The following is a 25,341-nucleotide window of genomic DNA, read 5'->3' as shown; positions in this document are numbered from 1 at the left end:
ATGATGAAGCTAACAGCACGTAAGAAGGATGTGACAATATGGCTCTCACGATTGGATTAGCATTGCTTGTCTGTTTGATCGCACTTATTTTTACTATCATGGTCGGACTCGGGAAAGACCGCTCCACGTACAGCCAAAAGAAGAGCTGGTCGATGGTTTCTTGGCTCTACATTATTTTGCTCCCCGTCTCGTTCATCGGACTCGGACTTCTCTACTATTTCATTACGAAATAATGCAAAAAATCACGATGCCAGAATATAGGCATCGTGATTTTTTTACGCGATTAAGTCACTCCAAATTTTGATGGTACTCGCTAAGATGAGTAACGCTAAAATCCATTGAAGCGCTTTTGTATTCATATTCTTCCCGACATTCGCCCCGATTGGTGCAGCAATCAGACTCGCGATAATCATGATGATTGCCGGACCCCAGACGATTTGATCGGTGATGATTTTACCGAACGTCGACCCGATCGACGAGATAAATGTGATAGCGAGTGAACTTGCGATCGCCATCTTCGTCGGAATGCGCAAGACAACAAGCATGATCGGCATAAGAATGAATGCCCCTGCCGCTCCGACGATACCAGCTGCAATCCCGACGACGAAAGCTGAGCTGGCCGCGATCACCTTGTTGAACTGTACTTGGTCAAGCGGCATATCGTCCACTTGTGGCTTCGGTAAGAACATCATGATCGTCGCAATCGTCGCAAGTACGGCATATACGACATTGATCATCGTCTCCGATAAAATTGTCGACCCGTATCCTCCAATGAAGCTCCCGATCAAGACCGCCACACCCATATAGAGGATTAACTGTTTGTTTAAGTATCCACCTTTACGATAGGCATAGATTCCACCGATTGTCGCAAAGAACACTTGAATCGCACTAATTCCTGATACTTCGTGCGCGCTGAACGCCGCAAATCCTAAGATTGGTGGAATGTATAACAGCATCGGATACTTGATGATCGACCCGCCAATCCCGACCATCCCTGAAATGAACGACCCGATAAACCCAATAAGAAAGATTGTAATGATAAACCCGAACTCCATATTGACTCCTCCATTTACTCTCGTATTCTCTACTTATTCAATCGATTCCCAAGCCATCATACCGCCTGACACATCATAGATTTCGGTATAGCCGGCATCTTTTAATCGACTAGCAGCCTGGGCACTTCGATTACCGCTTCGACAGATGACGTAGATTGGCTCATCTTTCGGATACGGTAACTCGTTGGCATCTAATGAAGATAGTGGTGCGTTCACCGCCCCTTCAATATGCCCCCCATCGTATTCAGACGTTTCTCGTACATCAAGGAGTGTTATTTCCTCGTTTTCCAATTTGTTTTGTAGAGTTTCAGCATCGATTTTCGTGATTTCATCCTTTTCTGATGTGATTACAAAGATAAAAATCACCATAACAGCCAAAATCCCAACAAATAAGGAAATTTTCTTCATGTTTTCCCCTCCAATTCTTTTCACTTGCGCTCATTATACCTTAGGGGGTATATTAAAGCCAACGAAACATTCTCGTTGCCAAAAACCTTAAACACGAAAAGGAGATCAAAGACTCATGAAGACGATTACGACTACTGAATTAGAAGCGTTACTTCAAGCTGACGACTCACTCAACCTCATCGATGTACGAGAGGTAGATGAATATGCTGGAGGTCACATTAAACAAGCGAAAAACGTACCACTTTCTGAATTCGGGGCAAAAGTCGATGAGCTCGATCGCTCTAAACCGATTCATGTCATTTGCGCAGCCGGTGGACGCAGCATGAACGCATCCGCTTATCTCGACTCACTCGGGTTCGATGTCACGAACGTCGACGGTGGGATGATGAGCTGGCAAGGCGAAGTCGAATAAACGATTACATTCATAGGGGGAAATTGATATGCTATTACGTTATTTTTATGATGAGAAATTAGCGCAAGCTTCATATATGGTCGGATGCCAAATGACAGGAGAAGCCATCGTCATCGACCCGGCCCGTAACATCGAGCCATACCTTCAAGAAGCGAAAAAAGAAGGCATGAACATTGTCGCAACAGCTGAGACACACATTCATGCGGACTTTGTATCGGGCTCACTCGAACTCGCGAAGCGCACAGGTTCGAAAGCTTATTTATCAGATGAAGGCGATGCTTCTTGGAAGTATGCGTTCGCCAAAGACATCGACGCACAACTCGTCAAAGAAGGCGACACGTTCAAAATTGGAAACGTGACACTTGAAGTCATGCACACACCGGGTCACACACCGGAACACATTTCATTCCTTCTGTATGACCGGAACCAGACACAACCGATGGGCATCTTCACAGGCGACTTCGTCTTCGTCGGAGATATCGGTCGCCCCGACCTCCTCGAAGAAGCAGCCGGTGTGAAAGGAACGACGGCAATTGGCGCGGAACAAATGTTTGATTCACTCAAGAAATTCATGGCGCTTCCTGACTTCGTTCAAGTTTGGCCAGGACACGGTGCAGGCAGTGCTTGCGGGAAAGCGCTCGGCGCGATTCCAACGTCGACGGTCGGTTATGAGAAAGCGACGAACTGGGCGCTTCAAATGACGGATAAAGATGCCTTCATCAAAGAGTTGACGACGGATCAACCAGAACCACCGAACTACTTCGCCATGATGAAGAAAGTGAACAAAGAAGGCATTCAAGTGACGACGAATGTCGCTCGTCCTGAAGTCGTTGGGTCAGATCGCCTTGATACACTCGTCGAAGAGACGCAAGTCGTCGACACGCGTAAAGGGGAAGACTTTGCGAACGGACACGTACCTGGGACAATCAACATCCCATACAACAACAAGTTCGTCTCGTGGGCAGGCTGGCTCGTCAACTTCGACAAAGACATCACACTCATCGCAAATGCGGAAGAAGTCGATCAAGTACAGACCGACCTTCAATCAATCGGCCTCGATCGTCTTCGCTTCATCGTTCCGGTCGAAGAGCTCGACGCTTCACTCTTGACGGAAACGTATACCGACGTGACGGCAGAAGAAGCGATTGAAGCTGCTGAAAAAGGTGACGTCTTCGTCCTCGACGTTCGCAACGCGACAGAATGGAACGCGAGCCATTACGAAAAGGCAGAGCGCATCTTGCTCGGTAAACTCACACGTGATCATGAAGGTCTTCCGACCGATCAAACGATTGCAGTTCACTGTGCGTCAGGCGTCCGCTCACGCATGGCAGCAAGTGTCCTTCAATCACTCGGCTACAAAGATATCCATAACATTCTCGGTGGCTACGGCGCGATGAAGACTGTCTTAAACGCTCAACAAATCAAGTAATGCTATACTGACTATGAATATGGCGCCCGCTTCGAGAGGGGCGCCTTTTGTTTAGGAGGGAAAGACGTGGTCGCTATCGGTCCACTTAACATTCATGTCGATTTACTCATTTTTTTAGTAAGCCTTGGTATCCTTTACGGGATCTTTCGTTTCCTCGGTCTAACGAGCAAGCAACGTGAAGCCGTCATCGGTACATGGTTCTATGGATTTCTCGCCTGGAAAGGGAGCGCCATCCTCATCGGTCTGTTGACGACTCGTGATATTTCTCTTGCCCTCTACGCTACGGGAGGTATATGGTCTCAATGGATCGCGACCGCTGTTGTCCTTTGGCTCGTCTATCGACTCGATCGAGACCTCTTAGGATATTGGATGCTGAGCGGGCTCCTCATCTGGCTCGGGATGACGCTCGCGGTTCCGGTATACGGGACGATATTCTCTCTACCCGATCAGCCGATTCATCTATGGAGCGCTATCCTTATCCTCATACTATTCGGGATGACGTGGCGCTGGATGCATGCGCCGACTCGAGGACACATCCTTTGGACCGTCCTTGGCGCATCTAGTATCTGGCTGTTTCAGTCGTATGCGGTTGGACAAGTAAAATGGTGGATGATGGGCATTTCCCTCATCCTGTTCGGGTTTTCGCTCTATGTCGCTCGTCCTTCAAGAAGAGTCGTACAATTGAGTATCGGTGCTCTCGTCTTGCTCGCGGTTGTGAATGCTGCCCTACCGGAACGCGCGACACAAACGATCACGACAGAGACGGCATCGACCGGTCTAAACATCGGGCAAATTCCCCCATCGTTTGAGTTACAACGAACTGACGGGAGTACGTTCGACTTAGCATCGTTACGCGGTCAACAAGTCGTCGTTAATTTTTGGGCGTCCTGGTGTCCTCCGTGTCGCGCAGAAATGCCGGACATGGCGGCGTTCGCGAAAGAACGAGACGACGTGACGATTGTCGCCGTTAACACGACGACGAGCGAACGTGACCCGGACAATGCCGTCTCGTTCGTCGAACCGTACGAAGACGCGTTTACCGTTGTCTATGACCGTGACGGTCAAGTCGGGGATGCGTACCGGATTCAGGCAATGCCGACGACATATGTGCTCGATGCATCCGGTGTGATCATCGCGAAACAATTTGGTGCCATCGACAAGAATTGGCTCGACGCTCAAGTGAATTGAACATGACAAAACCGCCGACAGTGATTTGTCGGCGGTTTATCTTATTGCTTCAAATACCCTTGTGCTTTCAAGAAGTCTTTGACGTCAAGACGCGTCGATTTTGACAACATGCGTCCCATTTGTCCAGTCCACGTATCCTTACGCGGGTTCGAGCCACGGACCATATAGTAATCGTGAATTAACGCATCGTAATCGGAAAGGGACTGCTTCATCCGTTCTGGATTCGCTTCATACGTATTCTCATGGTAAACATGATGGAACGGTAAGCGTGGTTTTTGATCCTCGACTGAAGCCGGTACACCGACGGCCATGCCGAAGAGCGGGATGACCCGTTCCGGCAATTCGAGCACTTCTTTAACCGCAAAGAGGTCGTTCCGAATGCCACCGATATAACAGATGCCGAGCCCCATCGATTCTGCCGCCACTGCCGCATTTTGTGAGGCGAGTGCAGCGTCGATTACAGCGACAAGCAACTTCTCATCAGTCTCAAGCGTCGCAGACACTTCAGCTTCCTGTAGCTCACCAATCATTTCATGGCGATGTAAATCCGCACAAAAGACGAAAAAGTGACCGTTCTCGACGACATAAGACTGGTTGCCCGCAATCTCGGCAAGTCGTTTCTTCTTCGCTTCATCGGTCACCCCGATGATGGAATAGGCCTGGATAAAGCTAGATGTCGATGCGCGTTGTGCGCTCTCAACGATGGTCTGAATTTGTTCATCTGTTAATGTCTCGTCTGTAAAGTCACGGACGGAACGGTGGTTCAATAATGTCTCAATCACTTCGTTCATACGTTCTTCCCCCTTTTTTTCAATCTTGGCACAAGCTTTCTGAATCCACAAATGAGAGGAATCCGTCGGGCACATTTTGAAAGGGGGACGCTCACTTCTTGCTTTCGTATGCTATCATTATAATTTACATAGTAAATACGATAGCGTAACTTTGAATAAGGAGCGAGATACATGAAAAGAATACCATTTTACATTCCATTCTTGCTTGGGGTACTGCTCCTCTCAGGTTGTACGGATGCCGATGTGAGCGCCCCGACGTCGACTGATGAAACGACCGAAGAGAAACAGACACAAGAAGAACAAACCACCGATGCGCCTTCACCTGAACAGGAAGAAGATTTATTCGAAGGCTATACACAAATCGAGGTCGATGGCGGTGATCAGTCCGGAACACGTGAAGCGAATGTCGTCGTCGATATCGGCTTCGGCGACCGTGAGTACTGGGCATTCACGAACGAGCATGGTCAATTGATTCGTGTCATCGCCGACGAAATCACGCTTCAAGACGATGAGACCGAAGACGTCAATTCTTCTGGTCGCTATTATTCAGACGAGGCGAAAGTTCCAGGTGTCGAAGACCCGAATCTCGATGAAGGTCATATCATCGCTGATTCGCTCGGTGGTGTCTCGAACGCCTATAACATCACACCACAAAACAGTGCACTCAACCGCTACGGGGACCAGGCGTTCATGGAAGATGTCATCCGGAAAGCTGGCGGCGCGAAAGACTTTGAGGCCATCATCACCTATCCGAACACGACGACACAGATTCCTTCCCGCTACCAGTATACGTATACCGTACGAGGCAATACGGTCACGGATACGTATGATAACGCGGACCCAGAAGAGGTGAACGAATCACTCGATTTGACGGACGATTCTCCACCTGACGTGACGACGGAGCCTGTCGAGGAGCGAGACTTATCCGATATCGACGTTGACGGAAACGGACAAGTGACAATCAAAGAAGCGAAAAATGCCGGATTTGAGATGCCGATCACGCGTGATCATTGGTTGTACCAGTATATGGACGACCGAGACGGTGATGGGATGGTCGGTGAATAACCACGATTGACGAGACGTTCCTCCATGAGAGGGGCGTCTTTTTTGTATACAAAAAAACCGCGGTATGTGACCGCGGCTACTCGTTTAGTTCGACATTTGGTTCAAGAATGGTGCGAGATCAACGTTCAACTCGTTTGAGAGACGTTCCCCAAGTTCACGATCCGCACGATAGAAGTTGCAGATCAAGAGGAGAACCGTCTTCTCATGACGAACTTCTTTGATGTGAGCGACGAGGTTGCGGATAAGCGCATCCTTCTCTTCTTGAGAATAACGGCGATACACTTCTCCGGCCTGACCGAAGTCGTTCGTCTTCTCAATCTTCTGACGACCTGTCACGCCTGTGATCGGTTGCGGCGTTTCGATGTAATCCGCATTCGGCTTTGGCGCGTCTTCATAGCGGTTCGGCTCGTAGTTGACTGGACTCGTCTGTTGCTTGAATGGCATCGCCCCGTCACGCTGGTTGTTCGCGACTTGAGCGAACGGACAGTTGATCGGAAGTTGAAGGTAGTTCGGCCCGATGCGGTGACGCTGCGTATCCGAATACGAGAAGAGACGTCCTTGGAGCATCTTGTCTTCCGACGGCTGAATTCCTGGTACAAGAACGCCCGGGTTGAAGCCAACAGACTCTGTCTCAGCGAAGAAATTGTCGACGTTCTTGTTGAGGGTCATCGTTCCGACCAATTGGTATGGGATGACATCCTCGAACCAATCTTTCGTCGCATCGAGCGGATCGAAGTCGAAGTTATCCATGTCTGCCGGGTCTAAAATTTGTACGTATAGATCCCATTCTGGATAATCGCCTTGCTCAATCGCATTAAACAAGTCACGTGTTGCGTGGTTGAAGTCTTCCGCTTGAATCTTCGCGGCTTCTTCCATCGATAAGTTTTGAACGCCTTGCTTCGGTACCCAGCGCATCTTTATGTACACTGTGTTGCCAAATTCGTTCACCCATTTGAAAGAGTGGACGGACGATCCGCGCATATGACGATACGATGCCGGAATGCCTTCGTCACTGAATAAATGAAGAAGCATGTTTGTTGATTCCGGTGTGAGCGACATGAAGTCGAAGAAGCGGTCTGGGTCTTGAAGGTTTGTTTGTGGATCCGGTTTGAGCGAGTGAATCACGTCCGGGAATTTAATCGCGTCACGGATGAAGAAGACCGGCAAGTTGTTTCCGACGAAATCATAGTTCCCTTCTTCCGTATAAAACTTGACGGCGAATCCACGCGGGTCACGAAGTGTCTCCGGTGAACCTAAACCGTGGATGACAGTCGAGAAACGCGCAAACACAGGTGTCTCTTGCCCCTCTTCTTGCAAGAATGCGGCTTTCGTATATCGTTTCATACTATTTTTTACAGTGAAGACACCATGTGCCCCCGCCCCTCTTGCGTGAACGACGCGTTCTGGTACACGTTCACGGTCGAAATGCGCTAATTTCTCAATTAGTTGGTAGTCTTCGAGAAGCGTCGGGCCCCGACGACCCGCAGTGATGGAGTTGTCGTTATCCCCAATTGGTGCGCCTTGGTTAGTAGTTAGTTGACGGTGTTGATCCATATGATTGCCTCCCATTATTTATAATCATTACAATCTTGATATTAATCAAACATTAGAATGATTACAAATAAAAAGCTCGTGAATCACGAACTTTTTTTCATGTGTCTCTTTTGTTTGGCTTTTTCACGTTGATGAAGCGTTACGACGAAGAACGCGGCGAGCACTCCACCAAGTGACCCAGCGATGATGTCGACCATTGTATCGTCGTTCCCGTTCCCTTGCATCGTTGTGTTTAAGATGACGTCGGATGTAAATTCATACATCTCCCAAAGCGCCGCACCAGCCATAGAAAAGACGACGATATAGACAAATAAGAAACGTTTTGGAATCTCAGTCCGAATGTCGTCATCGAGTCGACTGAAAAAGTCGAATCCTAAGAATGCGAGAAAGATACCGCTCAAGAGGTGTAGGAACGTGTCCCACCAGCCGTTCCCGTACAATCCGACAATTGATCCTAAATACTGTGAGGCAAACAAAAACAGGATATAGGCCACCTTCATCTTGCTATCGAGTTCTGTTTTAAACGTCTTTTCAATAAAGAACGGGATGAGACCCGAGATGATCCCGGCTCCCGCCACACTTGCATCGAACCAGGATTCTTCAATGATCGATGTCACGAGTATGACCGCCATGAACAAGACGAATCCGAATTCGAGGATACGCCCTTTCGTGAGCTTCATGATACTTCGCCTTCTTTCATCTAATTTGTTCTCTATTAGCTTTATTCCCAAGTCTCAGTTGTGTTCAACCACACAATCGAATTTAGTTGGACTCACTTGTCATTTACGAACATACGTTCTATAATAAATATTATGAATCCGAGGAGGAACTTGCTATGCCGATCAATCCGTATCTCAACTTTAATGGGAATTGCCGTGACGCCGTGAACTTTTATACGGACGTATTCAACCATGCCGCTCCAGACATCATGACGTTCGGTGACCAACCTGGTCCAGACGGTCAACCGGTGCCGAGTGAAATGGCCAATCTCGTGCTGCATACCCGACTATCGATTCACGGCTCATCGCTCATGTTTTCCGATGCGATGCCTGACGGACCGGTCACGTTCGGCGACAATGTCACACTCGCCGTCGTCACGGACGACCTCGATGCCATCCACCGCGAGTTCGAAGCGCTCTCTGTGAACGGCCGTGTCTTAATGCCACTTCAAGAGACGTTTTGGAGCAAGGCGTATGGCATGCTCGAAGATCAGTTCGGTGTCCAATGGCAGTTTAGCCACGAAGCATAAGAACGACAAAAAAATCCCCGATTCTTGACGAATCGGGGATTTGCTTATTTTTGGGCTACGAAGAAGATGCGCTCCGCATCCGCTCCTGGTGCATGTTCGGTAAAATCAGATGTGACCGATTTGACGTGGAACCCAGCACCAATCAACCATTGCATGTACTGCCCTGGTTCATATGTCCGTTGTTCATGCGTCTCCTCGATCCGTTCGTACGTCCCGTCTTCAAGCGCGACGAAGAACGTCAAATCGTGAACGACCGAGAGCGGTGCCTCTCCTGGGTCGGCAAACCAGATATACGAGCACTCTTCCCCGTTTGACGCGTACGTCTTTTGGTTGAAGAGCGTCTGCATCTTATTCGGCGCATGAACATCAAAGATGAACAGTCCGCCCGGTTTGAGTTGGTTGTAGACAGATTCGAACGTGTCGATCACATCTGCCTCATCCCGAAGGTAGCAGAGCGAGTCACAGAGAATCGTCACCGCATCGACCGGTTCCGATAATTCCAACTCACGCATATCTTGTTCCCAAAGTGGCAACTCGATTTCTGCTTCGAGTGCCTTTTCTTGTGCGACTTCGAGCATCGACTCCGATAAGTCGATCCCCATCACGTTGTAATGTTCGGCAAGACGAATCGTAGCGGATCCTGTCCCACATCCGACATCCGCGAGTGTCGCGCCTTCTTGGACGTGACGACGCACGAAAGCGACCCACTCATCATACGGCGCGTCTTTCATTAACTCGTCGTATACATAGGCGAATCCTTCGTATGCCATTAGCCGACTTCCACTTCGACGTGCGGCGCGTCAGCCCACAATTTCTCTAGGTTGTAGTAATCACGGTCGTCACGATGGAAAATGTGAACGACGACGTTCTCGAGGTCAGCAAGTACCCAACGTGCCGTGTCCATTCCTTCAAACTTGTGGAGTGGTAGGTCATTTTCGCCAGCGACATCTTTGATCTCACGTGCGATTGCTTCGACTTGCTTCTCCGAGTTCCCGTGACAGATGACGAAGTAATCCGCAATCGGCGAGATGCCTTCCATGTCGAGTACGACGATTTCCTCGGCACGTTTATCGTCAGCCGCTTTTACAATCAATTCTAATTCTTCTCTTGCAGTCATATTGACCCTCCTAAGGTGTATTCACAAAATCATTATACGTTTCAATCGTCAGTGGAAAAATGCGCACCGACTTCTTCAATAAAAATTCAATCGTTTGGCGCAGTGTCGCGACAACCGCCCCTTCGAGCGAATGCGCTGCCTCTACTCGCAGGCGATCAACCCCTGGATAATTCCGATTCGGTTCGATGGCATCGGCCACGAACAGGATTTGATCGAGACAAGACATCCCAGGCTCTCCCGTCGTGTGATTCCGAATCGCCGATAGTACGGTTTCCTCGAGTTCATACTGACGGGCAAGCAAGATCGCACCGACCGGCGCATGCAACAACTCGTCCCCGTACTCAAGAAGGCTTGAATCAAGTCCCTCTTCGATGACGACTTGACGCATCTCTTCCGTGTCAAAGTACTTGGCGTAGTCATGAAGCATCGCTGCTAGACGAGCCTCTTCGACGTTCTCGCCGTACTGAACCGCCATCCGCTCTGCCGTCTCGACGACACCGAGCGTATGGATATAGCGTTTTTCTGGTAGCGTCTGTTTAATCAACTCATGCGCTTCTTCAAACGTCATACAGCTTATGCTCCTTCACATACGTCTCGACGAGCGCCGGGACCAAATATTTGATGGATTTGCCTCGCTTCGCCCGCTCCCGAATATCGGTGGACGAAATCTCAAGTTGCGGCATATCGATTGGACGAACGTCCGCCTTCTCTGGAATCAAGTAACGCGTCCCAGGACGGGCGACGGCGCCGAATGCGACGAGTCGGATAAGTGTCTCATAGTCATGCCACGACTCGAGTGCAACGAGTGAATCCGCTCCAATCAAGAAATAGAACGTATCGTCTGGATGCTGTTCGATCAACCGCTTCATCGTCTCTACCGTATAGGACGGCTCACTCCGCTCAAACTCAATCAGATTCAACTTGAACTCTGACTGACCTTGAATGGCGCGGCGAGTCATCTCGATTCGATGGTCTGCCGAGCTGAAGCCGACCTTGTGTGGTGGAATCGCAGCCGGTAAAAACCAGACTTCATCGAGTGCAAGTTGTTCGCGAGCTTGTTCGGCGATCAATAGATGTCCGAGATGCGGCGGATCGAACGTGCCCCCCATCAAACCGATGCGGCTCATGGGAGTTTGATTTGGCGATTTTCTTTCTCAGTCGCCTCTTTGTATAAGACGATGACTTTACCAATGACTTGAACAACCTCAGCTTTTGTACCTTCTGATAATTCGCCGGCCACGTCTTTTGGCGTGTCCATGCAGTTTTGAAGTACTTGAACTTTGATCAATTCGCGTTTTTCGAGTGCGTCCACGATATCTTTACACATCGCTTCGCTGACCCCATTCTTCCCGACTTGATAAATTGGTGAGAGATGGTGCGCTTCTGCGCGTAAAAAGCGTTTTTGTTTACCTGATAGCATAGTATATTATTCCTCCAATAATCCTTCGATTAACTTTTTTCCGATGGTTTCGTCCGGTTTCACGCCCGTCCATTTTTCGAACGAGAGCGCGCCTTGCCCGACGAACATGGCTACCCCTGTCACAATGATGGCCCCGCGATGTTTCGCTTCACGAAGCATCGGGGTGACAAGTGGACGATATATGATATCACAAACGACCGTGTTTTGTCGTAGTCCTTCTAATGAAAGTGGTGTCGAGCTCTTGTCCATGCCGACAGAAGTGGTCTGAATGATGACCTCATATTGCGAGACGTCGACCTTTTCGAACGTCGTGTACGTGACATCGAACACGTCTGCGAGTTCTTTTGCCCGTTCGACTGTCCGATTGACAATCGTCACCTGACGCGTCGGTAGTGCCTGTACGATTCCACGCGCGGCCCCACCTGCACCGATGACGAGGACTTGTCCTGTCCAATCGGTGAACGGTGTCAGTGCTTGAACGAGCCCTGCACCGTCTGTATTCGTTCCGACAAGGCGTCCGTCTCGCTTATACACCGTGTTGACAGCACCGGCAAGTTTCGCTGCCTCATCGAGTTCATCGACGTAACGAACGACTGCTTCTTTATACGGAATGGTGACGTTGAATCCGTCCCATTCTCCGTCCCGCATCGCTTCGAACAGTGCTGGTAAGTCGCTCGTCATGGCGTCAATGGCCTCATAACGCCCGAAAAGCCCAGACGCCCTCAACCACTGCTCGTGCAGCTGGGGAGAGAGCGAATGAGCAATCGGGTGGCCGATGACAGCCAGATTCATACGAGCGCCTCGCGGAGTGTGACTGCGACGCCTTTCGGAGCCCAAGCCGCAATGCGACCGCCTTTACCGTGAATCGCGACCCATCCGAGGCCACTGAACACGATGTCTGTCTTCACACCGTCTCGTAAGCTAAATTCATGGCGTACGAGTGGTGGTAAGATTTCGAGCGTCTTCTCGTTCGGTGGATTGAGCATTTTCCCAATATGCTGGTCATAGAGCTCATCCGCGCGTTCGAGTTTCGTACGGTGTGCTTTCAACTCGTTCGACATATAGATGACGAACGATCGTTTATTGCCTTCCAAGTAATCCAAGCGTGCCAAACCGCCAAAGTAGAGCGTCTGTTGCGGGTTTAATTGGAACACATGTGGCTTGATTTCTTTTTTCGGCGTGATTGTCTTCAAGTCTTTCGCATCGACGTAATGCGCCATTTGATGACGGTTGATGATCCCTGGTGTATCGTACAAGTTCGCATCATCATCAAGTGGGATATCGATCAAGTCAAGCGTCGTTCCCGGGAAATGACTGACGGTGATGATGGCTTCATCCTCTTCACCGAAACGTTTGATTACCTGGTTGATGAGTGTCGATTTCCCGACGTTCGTACAACCGACGACAAAGACGTCTTTGCCTTTTCGGTAATATTCAATCTTCTCTGCGAGTTCATCGATGCCGTGTCCTTTTTTCGCACTGATCAAATGAACGTCAATCGGGTTCAAGCCGAGCTCTTTCGCTTCAGCCTTCATCCAGTTCGCCATCCGGTTTGGGTTGACGGATTTCGGCAACAAGTCAACCTTGTTCCCGACTAAGAGGACCGGGTTCGACCCGACAGAGCGTTGTAGACCCGGGAGCCAGCTGCCATTGAAGTCGAAAATATCGACAATCTTGATGACGAGTGCCTCTTTTGAACTGATGCCGTTCAAGATGCGTAAGAAGTCATCGTCTGACAACTCGACGTCTTGAACTTGGTTGTAATGCTTTAATTTGAAACAACGTTGGCAAATGACGATTTCTCGGTCAAGTGCCGATTTTGGTGCATAGCCGACCCCGTTTGGGTCTTCCGTTTGGATGGCTACGCCGCACCCAGCGCAATATCGTTTGGTTTCTTCCATAGTTGTACTTACTGCCGTTCAGGTTTCCCCTTCTTCATTCGCCGTAGCACCTCGCTGCTACTCCTGAAGCGTTAATTCCGACGCCTTGGTCGCCGTACATGGGCAGCCTCCTTCTTCCTGTGCGTTCGAGGTCTTATTCATCTTTTTTATGTGAATCTTTGGAATGTGGATGCATCGCTTCGCCGATTTTTTCAGCGACCGCGACTTTCGCCCGCTGTGCGTCGACAGCAAGCTCTTCCACTTTTTTCGTGATCAATACATACTTCCCGCGACGCTTCATATGCGCAAAGACAACCTTCTCAAGCATCCGGTTGAATTTCGTGACGAGCCCGTCCGTTTTGACGACCGGTTGAACGTGGATGACATGGATGCCGGCCATATTCGCACCGAGTACGTCTGTAAACAACTGATCCCCCAAGAAAATGGCTTCTTTCGGCGAATAGCCGTATTTTGCGAGCGCCTCTTTGAAACCGGATGGTAACGGCTTCTTGGCACGAGCGACATAATGAAGGCCGAGCGGCTCCGTAAACGTTCGTACACGGTTCTCGTTATTATTTGATACGACAATCACATCGAAACCGTATGATTTTACTTTTTCAAGCCACATCAATAAAAGCTCAGGCGCATGCGGAACGTCCCAGGCCACGAGTGTATTATCAAGGTCGGTCAAAATGACACGTACCCCACGGTCTTTCAATTCTTGTAAGTCGATGTCAAACACAGTCGCGACGAACTGTTTCGGATAAAGTCGATTAAACACGTAAAATTCCTCCAATTAGCTAAACGATTCAACTACTTATACAAGTATTGATATCCCTTCTATGGTAAACGAAAACCGACCAAACGACTAGTCTATCGTTCGGCCGGAAGAAAATTGATACAAAATTAGTTGGATTTGATCGTCCCGATGACGTCACCGAGTCGAACCGGACCCATTTTTTCATGGTCCATTTGAATCGCATCTTTCTCAAAACAAAGCACGACCGTCGAACCTAATGAGAAGTATCCGACCTCTTGCCCTTTTTCCGCTTGATCGCCTTCAAGTGTCCACTCAATCGTGTTCACGTTCAAGGCACCGACCATGATATGCTCATACGTCCCAGCCGGACTGTCAAAGCGCGTCACACGACGGTAGTTACGAGAGAGCGGTCTCACCGTCTCCGTCAATCCAAGCTCGTTTACGGGTGCCGAGCGGTCCCCAAGTTCATAGTGACTGAGCACACGACCCGAGAGCGGCGTATGGACGCGGTGATAATCACGCGGGCTGAGGTACAGGACAACGACCGTTCCGTCAGCGTAACGTCTCGCCTCTTGTTGAGAACCAAGCAACTCCGCAAGCGTATACGATTGTCCCTTCACCTCAAAACGGCTATCCTCTGAGATCGATTCGATGACAGATAACTTTCCGTCACACGGTGAAACGAGTGTCTCGGAAGACTCATCGATCGTACGCGCTCCCGGCTTCAAATGGCGTGTAAAAAATGCATGGAGCGACGGATAGGCATGAAGCGGTTGTTCTGCTTCCTCCACCGCAATGTCATACACTTTGGCAAACGAAGGAATCAAGTGGCGACTCACGCTTGATTCCGCAAAGCGCTTCAAGCGTGTAGCAATCCAAGGCGAGGCGTTCAACTCAAATAACGTTTGGTAGAAACGACGCTTCATTCCTCTTTTGCCTCCTCATTTTTAAAGAATGTTTCGTATTGTTGTTCAGAGACCGCACCTTCAATGCGACCGACTTCTTTTCCATCTTCGAATCGGATGATCGTCGGTGTTCCATTGATGCCGTAAGTTTCCCATACGTTATGGTCTGCCAAGTTGATCGATACCGCATCATATTCTTCGATGAGTGGTTCGACATACGGTTTCACTTGCTCACAATATTCACAACCTGTTTGCCAGAAGTAAGCGACGACCTCGCCGTCCTGGTCTAACTGTTGCTGTAATTCGTCTGCAGTGACGGCATTGACGCCCTCTTCTTCATTGGCTCCGTTTAAGAAGAACAACAGACCGATTCCGATGACGATAATCGCTCCGATGATAGCGAACGTGATAAAATTCGCGCGTTTTTCAGGGTTTTTCATAATGCATGATCCTCCTCTTATGTTAAGTAAAGAAAAAAGACTGACTCATGCACGAGTCAGTTTGATTGTAGACGGCTTACTTCTCTTGTGCAACGTCGCTGATTCCCATGTCTTGGTTTAAGACATCGAGAAGTGCAACGAAGATTGTGATGGCCACGCCAAATCCTGTCGCGAGCATCGCGTTGAACTCTACACCATCAACAGCAGAAATGATAAATACCGCTGTATTTGAGAGCACAATCGCCCAGATCAATGTCACTAAATAACGCATTGAACGTCCCCTCCATCTCACAGATGATTCGTAAAAATTCATACGACATTAGTATAGCATTGTTCGAATGGAATATGTGACTTCGATTCTATATTCTTTCCGTCAAATCGAAAAATGTGATACGGTCGTAGAAACATCATTGTGAAGAAAAGAGGATGACTGATGTCACGTTATTTAATCGCAGTTGATTTAGATGGAACGTTATTAAGAGATGATAAAACAATTAGTGAACGAAATCTCCGTGCCCTTCAAGCGGCACGTGAAGCTGGTCATGAAGTCATGATCGCGACAGGGCGTCCAAAGCGCCATTCAATCATGTACTATGAGCAAATGGGATTGACGACTCCGCTCGTCAACTTCAACGGCGCCCTCGTGCATCACCCGAAAGATGCGAATTACGCGGTCACACACCGCCCGATTCCGCTCAAGACCGCACACGATATCATTGAAGAGGTCGCCGATACGAAAGCCCATAACATCGTCGTAGAAGTGACCGACCACGTTTATTTCCAAAAAGACCCGCAAGAGTTTTACAGCCCGTATGCAGAACGTGCGCTCAGCGTCACGTCTGGTAACTTGTTGACGCACTTGCAAGATGAGCCGACGTCATTATTGATTCACGCGACAAAAGATCACGTGGCGCACGTCCGCTCGCAGCTCGACGACCTTCATGCCGAGGCAGTATTGAATCGTCAATGGCGCATGCCGGAGCACATGATTGAAGTCATGAGCAAAAACACGTCGAAGGCACTCGGACTCCAAGAAGTCTCGAAGCACTTGAACATCGACCGGAAACAGATCATCGCGTTCGGTGATGAAGAAAACGACCTTGAGATGCTCGACTATGTCGGGACAGGTGTCGCAATGGGGAATGCCATCAACCAACTGAAAAACGTGGCCAATGAAGTGACGGCTTCGAACATGGACGACGGAATCGCCCTCTTCCTAGAAGAAAGACTTGGGATCAAATCATAACGAAAGTACCGACCTAGAAAAGTCTGGTATTCAACCATTATCAAACAGAGGATTTTCTTCCTGAGTAGGATGAAGATCCTCTGTTTTCGTATCCAAACATCCGCCGAAGGTATCCGAAACTCCAAGCGTACAACTGTCATTTTCGTTCAGACACTTTGAATCCTATAATCAAAGAAAACGCATCAAGTAGTCATCAAAAATTTTAGCCATCACTACAGGCGTATTCTTCACATACACATCAATCTGTTCAGCATTCGAAACAAATGGGTCTCCCTGCCTCTCATCTTTTGGAAAGTCAGAAATCCCTTTGATGATAATGCACTCGACATGATTCTTTCTGCAGATATATGAAATGGCACCCGCTTCCGTATCAGCAATCGTGATCTCATGTTCGTTCAACTCTACATAATCCTTCCACATCACGACAGCCCGGTCAGCCGTTGCAATCGTCCCCGTCAAAAAATCACCCCCGTAGTGAGAGAGTGGTATGTCAACGATGAAAGATTGTTTGATCATCGGTTCTACCTCTTTAACCGTACAATCATATTGCACGGCACGATGCGGTACGATGACGTCTAAATGACCGTACGTGTCATCTATTCCGGCACACGTTCCCGCCACAATCACCTTATCCAAGTCACAACGAGAAATCATGTATTGATTGGCCCCGACCCCGTTCGCTTTCCGTACACCGGTGAAATAAAAAATTAACTCAGTATCATTTACTTTCTTCAGAAAAAACTCTCCGTACGGATATTCACAACGTTCTTCATTGCTCACTTCAAAATAGTCTAATGTCGCCTCGTATTCCCATTTCGTCGCAATACTGACCCCAATCATCATCTATCTTCCCCAATCAATTGATGTATTACATACATAATAACCCCTACTGATCACTTCAGTAGGGGTTAATTTAGCGACGGAACGTTCCTTCTACATCCTCTGTCGGCAAGATATTGATCCAAACCGATGGGTCTGCATCTTTACAGATCCGTGTGATTTCACGAACCTCGTGTCGTTGGGCGACCATCATGAGCGTCGCTTTCTCGACTTTCGAGTACGTACCGATTGCTGGCATGAGCGTGATGCCACGGAACACGTGTTGATGCAATTCTTTCGTCACTTCATCTGGATGGTTCGTCACGATGAAGAGCGTCTGACGCTGCGTATTCGTGTAAATCTCATCGATGACTTTTGATGTCACATACAAGAACACGATTGTATAGAGTGCTGTCGGCCATCCGAACAAGGCACCCGCTGCGAGCGCAATCATCATGTTCATCAAGAAGAGGTAGACACCGACCGAGTTGTTCGTGAATTTCGCAAGAATCAACGCGACGATGTCAAAACCTCCCGTCGAGGCACCGTACCGAATCGTAATCCCAGATCCGATCGCCAAAAGCACACCGCCGAACACGGCGTTCAATAACGGGTCGTCCGAGAGGAGCTGCGATTGCGGAAGCATACGAATGAACAACGTGACCGAGGCGACACTGACAAGCGTATGGATCATCATATTCCGCCCGAGCATAAAATAACTGACGACGAGCAGTGGTGCGTTCAGAATAAAGAACCAGAGCCCTTCCCCTAGTTCAAACGGTGTACCAGCTAGTAGTGCTGTCAAGATTTGGGCAAGGCCCGTAAATCCTGTCGAATAGACGCCGGCTGGAATTAAAAATAATGTCATGGATAAGGCAACAAACAATCCTCCGATGATCGAGACAACCCCGATTCGTGTATGTTCTTTAACGGCTTCCGTCAAGCTTCAACTCCCCTTTCTCAAAATAGCTAAGAATCAAGATAACATAGATTATTCATGCTGCATACAGCAAATATGCAGGAAATCCGATAAGTTTTTCATACAAAAACAAGCCGACCGAGGTCGGCTTGTTCGTATGAAGCAATTGGTCACGCTTTCACTGTTTCAATTGTAATCGATTCATTCGCAGGAACCGTTACTGCATTTCCATACACGTGAAGCGTTACATCTGTACCACCTGTTTGTTTGATTGTCACTTGTTCACGTGATGATGTGATCGTTAAGTGATGACCACGCCAGAGCATGTTGAACGAGTAGCCGTTCCAGTCTTTCGGAATCATCGGGCTGAACGAGAGGTGATCCTCTTGGATGCGCATGCCCGCGAAACCATGAACGATGGACATCCATGAGCCGACCATCGACGTGATGTGCAACCCATCTTCTGTATCATTGTTGTAGTTGTCGAGGTCAAGACGTGCTGAACGTTGATACAATTCAACCGCTTTGTCCTCATAACCGACTTCTGCCGCAATGATTGAATAGACACATGGTGACAAGCTCGACTCATGAACCGTGCGTGGCTCATAGAAATCGAAGTTTGCACGTTTCTGTTCAAGCGTGAAGCGATCACCGAACGTGTAGAGTCCTTGAAGGACGTCCGCTTGTTTGATGAAGTTCGAGCGGAGGATGCGATCCCACGACCAGTTTTGGTTTAGTGGAAGGTGTTTCGGATCGAGGTCTTTCACTAAGATTTGTTCTTTATCCATGAAGCCATCCTGTTGCATGAAGACATCTGGCACAAGGTCATCTTTTGGATAGTACATCTTCGTTTGGATATCCGCCCACTTCGCAAGTTCGGCGTCTGTGATGCCAAGTGTCGACACGAGCTCTTCGAGACGTGCAGGTTCTGCTTCTTTCAAGTAGTTATATACTTCTTGCGTGTACTCGAGCGTCCACGCGGCGATCAAGTTCGTGTACCAGTTGTTGTTGACGTTATTGTCGTATTCGTTCGGACCTGTGACGCCTAGGATCATATACACGTCTTTGTGTGGCACAAAGTTGACGCGGCTAGCCCAGTAACGCGAGATTTCGACCAATACTTCAAGTCCGTATTGTCCAAGGTAAGACTTGTCGCCTGTGAAGTTCGTGTAGTTGAAGATCGCATGGGCGATTGCACCGTTCCGGTGAATCTCTTCATGCGTGATTTCCCACTCGTTGTGACACTCTTCCCCGTTCATCGTGACCATCGGGTAAAGCGCACCTTCCATACCGACATTCTTCACAGCGTTTTCTTTTGCCTGTGGCAATTGGTTGTGACGGTATTTGAGCAAGTTCCACGAGACCTCTGGTTTGGTCGTCGCCAAGTAGAAGTGGAGACAATAAGCTTCCGTATCCCAATACGTCGCGCCGCCATATTTCTCGCCTGTGAATCCTTTCGGTCCGATGTTGAGACGCGAATCTTCGCCTGTGTACGTTTGGTACATGTTGAAAATGTTGAAACGGATTCCTTGTTGCGCTTCGATATCTCCATCAATTCGAACGTCCGCATCTTCCCAACGTGCGAGCCATGCTTCCGTCTGTTCAGTGAGAAGCGTCTCAAAGCCCTTTTCAAACGCCGCTTCGACTCGTTTCATCCCTGCAGATTGAAGGTCTTCAATCGCATGGTCGCGGTTCGTCACGACAGATACATATTTATAGGCAGTCGCTGTCTCGCCAGCAGTCACATTGACCGTGAATTTGTTCGCCACGAAGAGGTCTGTCGCTTCGAGCACTTCGCAACGAGCGCCTTCTACGTCCGCAATCATCGATGCCGTAACGTGCCAATCGAGTTTCTTCGTCTTCGTCGTCACGAAACCGAAGCGTTCTTCGATGCCACGGTCGACCGGGAGCCAGAACTTCTCATCGTAGTTCGAATCTTCATTCTCGACATCGCCGTCTAAGTATGGCGTGAACTCGATTTTCGCTTCGTAGTTCACCGGTGTGACGTTGTAACGAATCGCTAATACTTCTTTATCGACGATGGAGAAGAAACGGACGACTTCTACGTTTGTCTCTTCTGTCCCGTTCATCAATGTGAACGTCCGCGTGAGGACACCACGCTGCATATCCAATTCACGTGTAAAGTCCTTCACGTCCCATTTCGCCAAATCGACAGGTGTCCCATTAATCGCGACGCGTAGACCGATGACGTTTGTCGCATTCAATACTTTGGCAAAGTATTCAGGATATCCGTTCTTCCACCAACCGACACGTGTTTTATCCGGGTAATAGACGCCCGCCACATAGAATCCTTGGTGCGTATCATTCGAGTAATCTTCCTCGAAATTTCCTCGCATTCCCATGTGCCCGTTTCCGAGCGATGTGATCGATTCAGCAAGACGGTTTTCTTTCGGGTGAAGACCTTCTTCTGTTACTTTCCATTCATCGACTGCAAACAATCGTTTCATCTGTCTGCCACTCCTTTTTCTCTACAAGGCTACCTTCGACGGACAACAAGTTCATGCAACCGTTTGTCTATGAAAGCGCTGTATTTAATCTCACCTTTCATTTTACACAACTGAAGTGAGAATGCAATCGTTTGCATAAAACTTTTTCTTTCTTTTTTTGTCACATTTTTAGAGAAAAAAGACTGCCTCTCGCGGAGACAGTCTTAATAGGTCATCACTTTTGATTTTCTTCATCCTCACCGAACGCCGCATTCGCCTCATGCCCTTCGAATAGAGCGCTCCGGCCATCATTGAACCCCGTATCAGGTTCATCGATGACGAGCACATATCCGCCTTGTTTCAATTGTGCATGTGCTCGCTCCACCTCATCATCTGAGATGCCTAAATCGTGTAGCGCCTGTTTCATATCTTTTCCCTGATTTGTTTCGTCCTGAAGGTTGTCTAACCAAGACGCGTCACCATTTTCCACGTTTACGTTCGTCTCATGTTTGAGCACATGGACAGCGTCTTCCTGTTCGGTCACGACATATAATTCTCCTTCATCATAGCCATTTTCATTCAGTTCGTTTATTTTAGAAAGCAGGCTCTCTTTCGTACCGTATGTTCCGACAAATCGTTTTTCGCTCATCTCTATCCATCCTTTCAATTTCAATCCGTTCGTGAGAAATGTTCCCCACTTCAGGCGACTTCAATCAACAGGATATGCAAAAGACGACCTCGCTCCTCGCGAGATCGTCTAGATGATTAAGAATTTGATTCGAGCGTCTCCACTTTACTCTTTTTCTGTCCACATGATTGGCGAACGACCAAATAGTGTGGAACAATGACGCGTTTTCCGTATGGTGGGGCATTATCGCTAATTTGTTCAATCAAGCAATTTGTCGCCTCAAAGCCGAGACCGAAAATATTGATTTCGACCGAAGTGAGCGGCGGGTTCGAGTGCTCGGCGATGTAGACGTTATTGAAACTGACGACAGCTACATCTTCTGGAATCTTGAGTCCCATCTCACTGAGTGTACTGATGACCCCGAGTGCCATCATGTCATCACTGACGACGACAGCTGTCGGTGGCTCTTCATTTTGAAGCAACTCACGGACGGCTTTTGCGCCGCCTTTCGTCATGAACTCGGCCCGGGCGATATAGTCCTCACATACCGGGATACCCGCTTCCATGAGAGCCGTAGCGTATCCGTTTCGGCGGTCTTGTGTCACGGCGAGTTTGTCCGATCCCCCGATGAAGGCGATGCGACGGTGACCTAGATTATAGAGGTGCTTCGTCACTTCGCGTCCGGCCAAATAGTTGTCCGTATCGACGTAAGTAATCGAAGAAGCGTCCCCGAACGGCTTCCCGACCACGACGAACGGAAACTTCGTCTGTCGCAAATATTGGACGACTTGGTCGTCTTCACGTGAATAGAGGACGATGACACCGTCGACACGGCGTCCTTGTACCATCTCGATCACACCCGACAATACCTCTTCTTCTGTCACACCGGTCGTCATATAGAGTGAATAACCGTTTTGATGCGCCTTCGTGCTGATTCCTCGCAATACCTCTGGGAAGAATGGGTTTTGGAGAGTCTTTGTTGCCGCGCTCGGCATAACGAGACCAATCGACTGTGTCGAGCGGTTGGCAAGACTTCTCGCATGAATGTTCGGATGATAACCGAGCTCTTCCATCGAGCTTCTGACCCGTTCTTTTGTCTTCTGACTGATTCTTGGACTGTTGGCGATGACGCGAGATACCGTCGACGGTGCGACGTTCGCGTGCTTCGCAACATCTTTAATTGTGATTTGCATGGTGTTCCCCCCTGCTTCCGTGAATTCAATTCGTGCCTTTCGGCGTGTCATATCTTTATTTGCGGCGCTTCCACATGACCAAACCTGTCAAGAAAATCGGAATCGTGATGACGAGTAAGCCCATCATCCACGGATTTACCGATGACTCCTCAACAATGTAAGCGTTCGCACTTTCGCCAGACAGTTCAATTGTAAACGTTCCGCGTTGATCTGTGACCAGTTGTGAGAATAATAGACCACGAAGTCTTGTATCTTCCCCGATTTCACTGACCTCGATCTCAATCTCTCGATCCTCACTGTTCATGTTGATCGCATATAACGCGACGTCATTTCCGTCTTTACGTTCAAAGACGGCCATTCCATCCTCCGATGCAATCATACGCTGTTCACCTGTCGCAAAAACAGGATACTCTTCACGCATGCGGTTCATCGTTGCGACGTATTCGTGTAACTCTTCATTTCCCGGGAATTCAGTCATGACACGGTTCGCCGGGTCGGCTCCACCTGTCTGTGCATTTTCTGTTCCTTGGAAGACGATTGGCATACCCGGTGACGCATAGAGTGCGAACAACCCAAGACGTAACCGTCGTTCCGCCGATTCCACGCCGCCGAGTTCAGCCATATGCATGAACCGTTCGACATCATGGTTATCGAGGAACGTCGCCATTTGATTCGGGTCGTTAAAGAACGTTTCGGCATAGCTTGCGGCAACATCGATCTCATCGACGTTCGCCTGCTGTTGCGTCATCGTTTTTGATACACGGTCGTAGAATGTAAAGTTCGTGATGCTGTTGAACCCGAGGTCGTCATACTTCGCAACGTATTGTGGGTCTGGGTCAAATACTTCAGCGAGTAAGTAAAAGTCTGGGTCGACCGACCGAACACCTTCGACAAAGTCTTTCCAGAACGCCTTATCGACGTGACGGACCGTGTCGAGACGGTAACCATCGATATCTGTCTCTTCGATCCAGTACTTCGCCGCGTCGATCAAATACGATTTGACTTCCGGGTCCTCTGTCTTAAAGTCCGGTAAGTCGAATAACCAGTGCGTCTCGACCTGCTCCTGATCTTTCCAGAATACGATCGGCAACTGTTCGTGGAACCATTCCGGTTTTTCTTCCACCCATGGATGGTTCGGGCCGACGTGGTTGACGACGAAATCGAGAATGACTTTCATGTCTCGCTTGTGTGCTTCCGCGACAAGTTCTTGTAAATCTTCTTTCGTCCCGAATTGCGGGTCGATGTTATAAAAATCTTTAATCCAATACCCGTGATAGCCGTCCGGCATATTTTCAAAAACGGGTGTCAACCAAATCGATGTGAAGCCGAGTGACTCGATATAATCGAGCTTTTCGATGACCCCACGGATGTCTCCGCCATGAAACGCTTTCGGATCATCTTTGTCGACTTGCTCATTGTTGTCCGGGTTCCCGTCAACAAATCGGTCGACCATAATAAAATACATGCGTTCTTGTTCCCAAGTAGCAGCTTCCTTTGCACCGACGATTGTCGGAAACAAAAGAAGCGACAGGAGCACGAGCACGACGCCTCGCCTCATATCGCTTCCTCCTTTTACGAGTATTATCCTTTCGTACCACCCGCTGTAAGGCCAGAAACGAAGTAGCGTTGGAACATGAAGAACAAGATGACGATCGGAAGGGCTGAAAGAACCGCACCCGCCGCGAATAACGTGAAGTTATTATCGAACTGTTTCGAGATCATGTTGTAAAGACCAACTGCCAATGTTTGTTTCTCTGGTGAACGAAGGACGAGCGATGCCAAGATAAAGTCGTTGAATGGTCCCATGAAGTTAAAGAGAGCAATCGTTGCGACAATCGGCTTCGCAAGTGGCAAAATAATTTGCCAGAAGATTCGGAGGTGACCTGCACCATCCATGCGGGCAGCTTCGTCAAGTTCTTTTGGAATCGTGTCGAAGTACCCTTTCGCCAAGTACGTGTTCATCGGAATCGCACCACCTGCATAGAGCAAGATGAGCGCTGTATGTGTGTCAAGAAGGTTGAGCATGTTGAGCAATACATAAATCGCGATGATCGCAACGAACTGTGGCACCATTTGAAGGACAAGGAACAAGACGAGTGAGTTCTTCCGTCCGACGAAACGGTAGCGTGAGAAGACGTAACCAGTAATCGTCACCAAGACGACAGAGAGCGCCATCGTGATGAAAGCGATTTTCAACGTGTTCACATACCATAAACTATAATCCGAAATCGTTAGGTCAAACAAGTTTTTATAGTGAATAAACGTCGGGTTCGCTGGAATAATCGTTGACGTAATCGTACGCCCCGGGTTGAATGATGTACCGACAACCCAAAGCATCGGATAGAGAATGATGATCGACGCAAGCGTCAAGATGACATACGAGATCGCCAAATTGATTCGTTTTTGTTTTTTCATA

At 48.7% G+C, this 25,341-nt stretch carries 30 protein-coding genes; 7 read left to right on the top strand and 23 right to left on the bottom strand.

Features of this window, described 5'->3' with window-relative positions:
• Positions 1 to 38 precede the first annotated feature (38 nt).
• Complete coding sequence (locus tag LCM29_RS00610; RefSeq protein WP_214696058.1) at positions 39 to 233, top strand: hypothetical protein; 195 nt, start codon at positions 39 to 41, stop codon at positions 231 to 233.
• A 42-nt stretch (positions 234 to 275) separates the two neighbouring features.
• Here the strand turns inward: LCM29_RS00610 and LCM29_RS00605 are convergent, their stop codons facing one another.
• On the bottom strand, positions 276 to 1,055 hold the full coding sequence (locus tag LCM29_RS00605) for a sulfite exporter TauE/SafE family protein (protein WP_214696060.1): 780 nt from the start codon (positions 1,053 to 1,055) through the stop codon (positions 276 to 278).
• Between the two features lie 33 nt (positions 1,056 to 1,088).
• Positions 1,089 to 1,463, bottom strand: a complete 375-nt coding sequence (locus tag LCM29_RS00600) for a rhodanese-like domain-containing protein (protein ID WP_224860276.1) — start codon at positions 1,461 to 1,463, stop codon at positions 1,089 to 1,091.
• 115 nt (positions 1,464 to 1,578) lie between these two features.
• Here LCM29_RS00600 and LCM29_RS00595 point away from each other — a divergent pair, with 115 nt between their 5' ends.
• The 3 genes from LCM29_RS00595 to LCM29_RS15230 all read left to right on the top strand — a co-directional run bounded on the left by LCM29_RS00595 (position 1,579) and on the right by LCM29_RS15230 (position 4,492).
• Positions 1,579 to 1,875 carry a rhodanese-like domain-containing protein gene (locus tag LCM29_RS00595; RefSeq protein WP_015881009.1) on the top strand — a complete coding sequence of 99 codons (297 nt, stop codon included), beginning with the start codon at positions 1,579 to 1,581 and terminating at the stop codon, positions 1,873 to 1,875.
• A gap of 28 nt (positions 1,876 to 1,903) precedes the next feature.
• A complete protein-coding gene (locus tag LCM29_RS00590; protein WP_214875232.1) occupies positions 1,904 to 3,304 on the top strand; it encodes an MBL fold metallo-hydrolase in 1,401 nt (466 codons plus the stop codon).
• Between the two features lie 66 nt (positions 3,305 to 3,370).
• On the top strand, positions 3,371 to 4,492 hold the full coding sequence (locus LCM29_RS15230; protein WP_224860273.1) for a redoxin domain-containing protein: 1,122 nt from the start codon (positions 3,371 to 3,373) through the stop codon (positions 4,490 to 4,492).
• Between the two features lie 41 nt (positions 4,493 to 4,533).
• Here LCM29_RS15230 and nfsA read toward each other — a convergent pair whose 3' ends face one another.
• A complete protein-coding gene (nfsA, locus tag LCM29_RS00580; RefSeq protein ID WP_074032690.1) occupies positions 4,534 to 5,283 on the bottom strand; it encodes an oxygen-insensitive NADPH nitroreductase in 750 nt (249 codons plus the stop codon).
• Between the two features lie 171 nt (positions 5,284 to 5,454).
• On the opposite strand from nfsA, the gene LCM29_RS00575 reads away from it, so the two are divergent.
• Entirely contained in the window at positions 5,455 to 6,348 is an 894-nt protein-coding gene (locus tag LCM29_RS00575; protein WP_214819268.1) for a DNA/RNA non-specific endonuclease, read from the top strand.
• A gap of 84 nt (positions 6,349 to 6,432) precedes the next feature.
• On the opposite strand, the gene LCM29_RS00570 is transcribed toward LCM29_RS00575, so the two are convergent.
• Together LCM29_RS00570 and LCM29_RS00565 are read right to left on the bottom strand one after the other, a co-directional pair.
• Positions 6,433 to 7,902, bottom strand: coding sequence for a catalase (locus LCM29_RS00570; protein ID WP_224860271.1), 1,470 nt, complete (start codon positions 7,900 to 7,902; stop codon positions 6,433 to 6,435).
• 83 nt (positions 7,903 to 7,985) lie between these two features.
• Complete coding sequence (locus tag LCM29_RS00565; RefSeq protein WP_224860269.1) at positions 7,986 to 8,582, bottom strand: hypothetical protein; 597 nt, start codon at positions 8,580 to 8,582, stop codon at positions 7,986 to 7,988.
• Between the two features lie 155 nt (positions 8,583 to 8,737).
• Here LCM29_RS00565 and LCM29_RS00560 point away from each other — a divergent pair, with 155 nt between their 5' ends.
• Entirely contained in the window at positions 8,738 to 9,151 is a 414-nt protein-coding gene (locus LCM29_RS00560) for a VOC family protein (protein WP_224860267.1), read from the top strand.
• 44 nt (positions 9,152 to 9,195) lie between these two features.
• Here LCM29_RS00560 and LCM29_RS00555 read toward each other — a convergent pair whose 3' ends face one another.
• From LCM29_RS00555 to LCM29_RS00505, 11 genes are all read right to left on the bottom strand, one after another.
• Positions 9,196 to 9,921 carry a class I SAM-dependent DNA methyltransferase gene (locus tag LCM29_RS00555; RefSeq protein WP_224860265.1) on the bottom strand — a complete coding sequence of 242 codons (726 nt, stop codon included), beginning with the start codon at positions 9,919 to 9,921 and terminating at the stop codon, positions 9,196 to 9,198.
• Positions 9,921 to 10,268 (bottom strand): ribosome silencing factor, encoded by a 348-nt coding sequence (rsfS, locus tag LCM29_RS00550; RefSeq protein ID WP_074032684.1) that lies wholly within the window; start codon positions 10,266 to 10,268, stop codon positions 9,921 to 9,923. The genes LCM29_RS00555 and rsfS overlap by 1 nt, the downstream gene beginning before the upstream one ends.
• Positions 10,269 to 10,278: 10 nt before the next feature.
• Positions 10,279 to 10,836: a bis(5'-nucleosyl)-tetraphosphatase (symmetrical) YqeK gene (yqeK, locus tag LCM29_RS00545; RefSeq protein WP_224860263.1), complete on the bottom strand. Its 558-nt coding sequence runs from the start codon at positions 10,834 to 10,836 to the stop codon at positions 10,279 to 10,281.
• Positions 10,826 to 11,395 carry a nicotinate-nucleotide adenylyltransferase gene (locus LCM29_RS00540; RefSeq protein WP_224860261.1) on the bottom strand — a complete coding sequence of 190 codons (570 nt, stop codon included), beginning with the start codon at positions 11,393 to 11,395 and terminating at the stop codon, positions 10,826 to 10,828. Before LCM29_RS00540 ends, yqeK begins: the two co-directional genes overlap by 11 nt.
• Complete coding sequence (gene yhbY, locus LCM29_RS00535) at positions 11,392 to 11,688, bottom strand: ribosome assembly RNA-binding protein YhbY (protein ID WP_074032681.1); 297 nt, start codon at positions 11,686 to 11,688, stop codon at positions 11,392 to 11,394. Before yhbY ends, LCM29_RS00540 begins: the two co-directional genes overlap by 4 nt.
• Positions 11,689 to 11,694: 6 nt before the next feature.
• The gene (gene aroE / locus LCM29_RS00530; RefSeq protein WP_214761054.1) at positions 11,695 to 12,480 is read right to left on the bottom strand and encodes a shikimate dehydrogenase; all 786 of its coding nucleotides are present in this window, start codon (positions 12,478 to 12,480) and stop codon (positions 11,695 to 11,697) included.
• Positions 12,477 to 13,589 (bottom strand): ribosome biogenesis GTPase YqeH, encoded by a 1,113-nt coding sequence (yqeH, locus tag LCM29_RS00525; RefSeq protein ID WP_015880995.1) that lies wholly within the window; start codon positions 13,587 to 13,589, stop codon positions 12,477 to 12,479. The genes aroE and yqeH overlap by 4 nt, the downstream gene beginning before the upstream one ends.
• Positions 13,590 to 13,722: 133 nt before the next feature.
• Positions 13,723 to 14,349 carry a YqeG family HAD IIIA-type phosphatase gene (locus LCM29_RS00520; protein WP_214696095.1) on the bottom strand — a complete coding sequence of 209 codons (627 nt, stop codon included), beginning with the start codon at positions 14,347 to 14,349 and terminating at the stop codon, positions 13,723 to 13,725.
• Positions 14,350 to 14,474: 125 nt separating this feature from the next.
• On the bottom strand, positions 14,475 to 15,254 hold the full coding sequence (locus tag LCM29_RS00515; RefSeq protein WP_224860259.1) for a phosphatidylserine decarboxylase: 780 nt from the start codon (positions 15,252 to 15,254) through the stop codon (positions 14,475 to 14,477).
• Positions 15,251 to 15,673, bottom strand: a complete 423-nt coding sequence (locus tag LCM29_RS00510; protein WP_214696100.1) for a thioredoxin family protein — start codon at positions 15,671 to 15,673, stop codon at positions 15,251 to 15,253. The genes LCM29_RS00515 and LCM29_RS00510 overlap by 4 nt, the downstream gene beginning before the upstream one ends.
• 76 nt (positions 15,674 to 15,749) lie before the next feature.
• The gene (locus LCM29_RS00505; protein ID WP_074032676.1) at positions 15,750 to 15,944 is read right to left on the bottom strand and encodes a YjzD family protein; all 195 of its coding nucleotides are present in this window, start codon (positions 15,942 to 15,944) and stop codon (positions 15,750 to 15,752) included.
• A gap of 162 nt (positions 15,945 to 16,106) precedes the next feature.
• On the opposite strand from LCM29_RS00505, the gene LCM29_RS00500 reads away from it, so the two are divergent.
• Positions 16,107 to 16,919 (top strand): Cof-type HAD-IIB family hydrolase, encoded by an 813-nt coding sequence (locus tag LCM29_RS00500; protein ID WP_214875225.1) that lies wholly within the window; start codon positions 16,107 to 16,109, stop codon positions 16,917 to 16,919.
• 168 nt (positions 16,920 to 17,087) lie between these two features.
• Here LCM29_RS00500 and LCM29_RS00495 read toward each other — a convergent pair whose 3' ends face one another.
• The 7 genes from LCM29_RS00495 to LCM29_RS00465 form a co-directional block, all read right to left on the bottom strand.
• Positions 17,088 to 17,759: a permease gene (locus tag LCM29_RS00495; protein ID WP_224860256.1), complete on the bottom strand. Its 672-nt coding sequence runs from the start codon at positions 17,757 to 17,759 to the stop codon at positions 17,088 to 17,090.
• Positions 17,760 to 17,832: 73 nt separating this feature from the next.
• Positions 17,833 to 18,681, bottom strand: a complete 849-nt coding sequence (locus tag LCM29_RS00490) for a YitT family protein (RefSeq protein ID WP_074032674.1) — start codon at positions 18,679 to 18,681, stop codon at positions 17,833 to 17,835.
• 146 nt (positions 18,682 to 18,827) lie between these two features.
• The gene (locus LCM29_RS00485; protein WP_224860254.1) at positions 18,828 to 21,125 is read right to left on the bottom strand and encodes a glycoside hydrolase family 65 protein; all 2,298 of its coding nucleotides are present in this window, start codon (positions 21,123 to 21,125) and stop codon (positions 18,828 to 18,830) included.
• Positions 21,126 to 21,339: 214 nt separating this feature from the next.
• A complete protein-coding gene (locus tag LCM29_RS00480; RefSeq protein ID WP_224860252.1) occupies positions 21,340 to 21,753 on the bottom strand; it encodes a general stress protein in 414 nt (137 codons plus the stop codon).
• Positions 21,754 to 21,869: 116 nt separating this feature from the next.
• On the bottom strand, positions 21,870 to 22,925 hold the full coding sequence (locus LCM29_RS00475; RefSeq protein ID WP_224860250.1) for a LacI family DNA-binding transcriptional regulator: 1,056 nt from the start codon (positions 22,923 to 22,925) through the stop codon (positions 21,870 to 21,872).
• Between the two features lie 55 nt (positions 22,926 to 22,980).
• A complete protein-coding gene (locus tag LCM29_RS00470; protein ID WP_224860248.1) occupies positions 22,981 to 24,483 on the bottom strand; it encodes an alpha-amylase family glycosyl hydrolase in 1,503 nt (500 codons plus the stop codon).
• Positions 24,484 to 24,506: 23 nt separating this feature from the next.
• Positions 24,507 to 25,340: a sugar ABC transporter permease gene (locus LCM29_RS00465; protein WP_074037639.1), complete on the bottom strand. Its 834-nt coding sequence runs from the start codon at positions 25,338 to 25,340 to the stop codon at positions 24,507 to 24,509.
• Position 25,341 lies beyond the last annotated feature (1 nt).

The organism is Exiguobacterium aestuarii, from assembly GCF_020171655.1.
GTDB classification, from domain to species: Bacteria; Bacillota; Bacilli; order Exiguobacteriales; family Exiguobacteriaceae; genus Exiguobacterium; species Exiguobacterium aestuarii_A.
The sequence above is the reverse complement of the archived record's forward strand: the minus strand, read 5'-3'. Positions and strand labels throughout refer to the sequence as shown.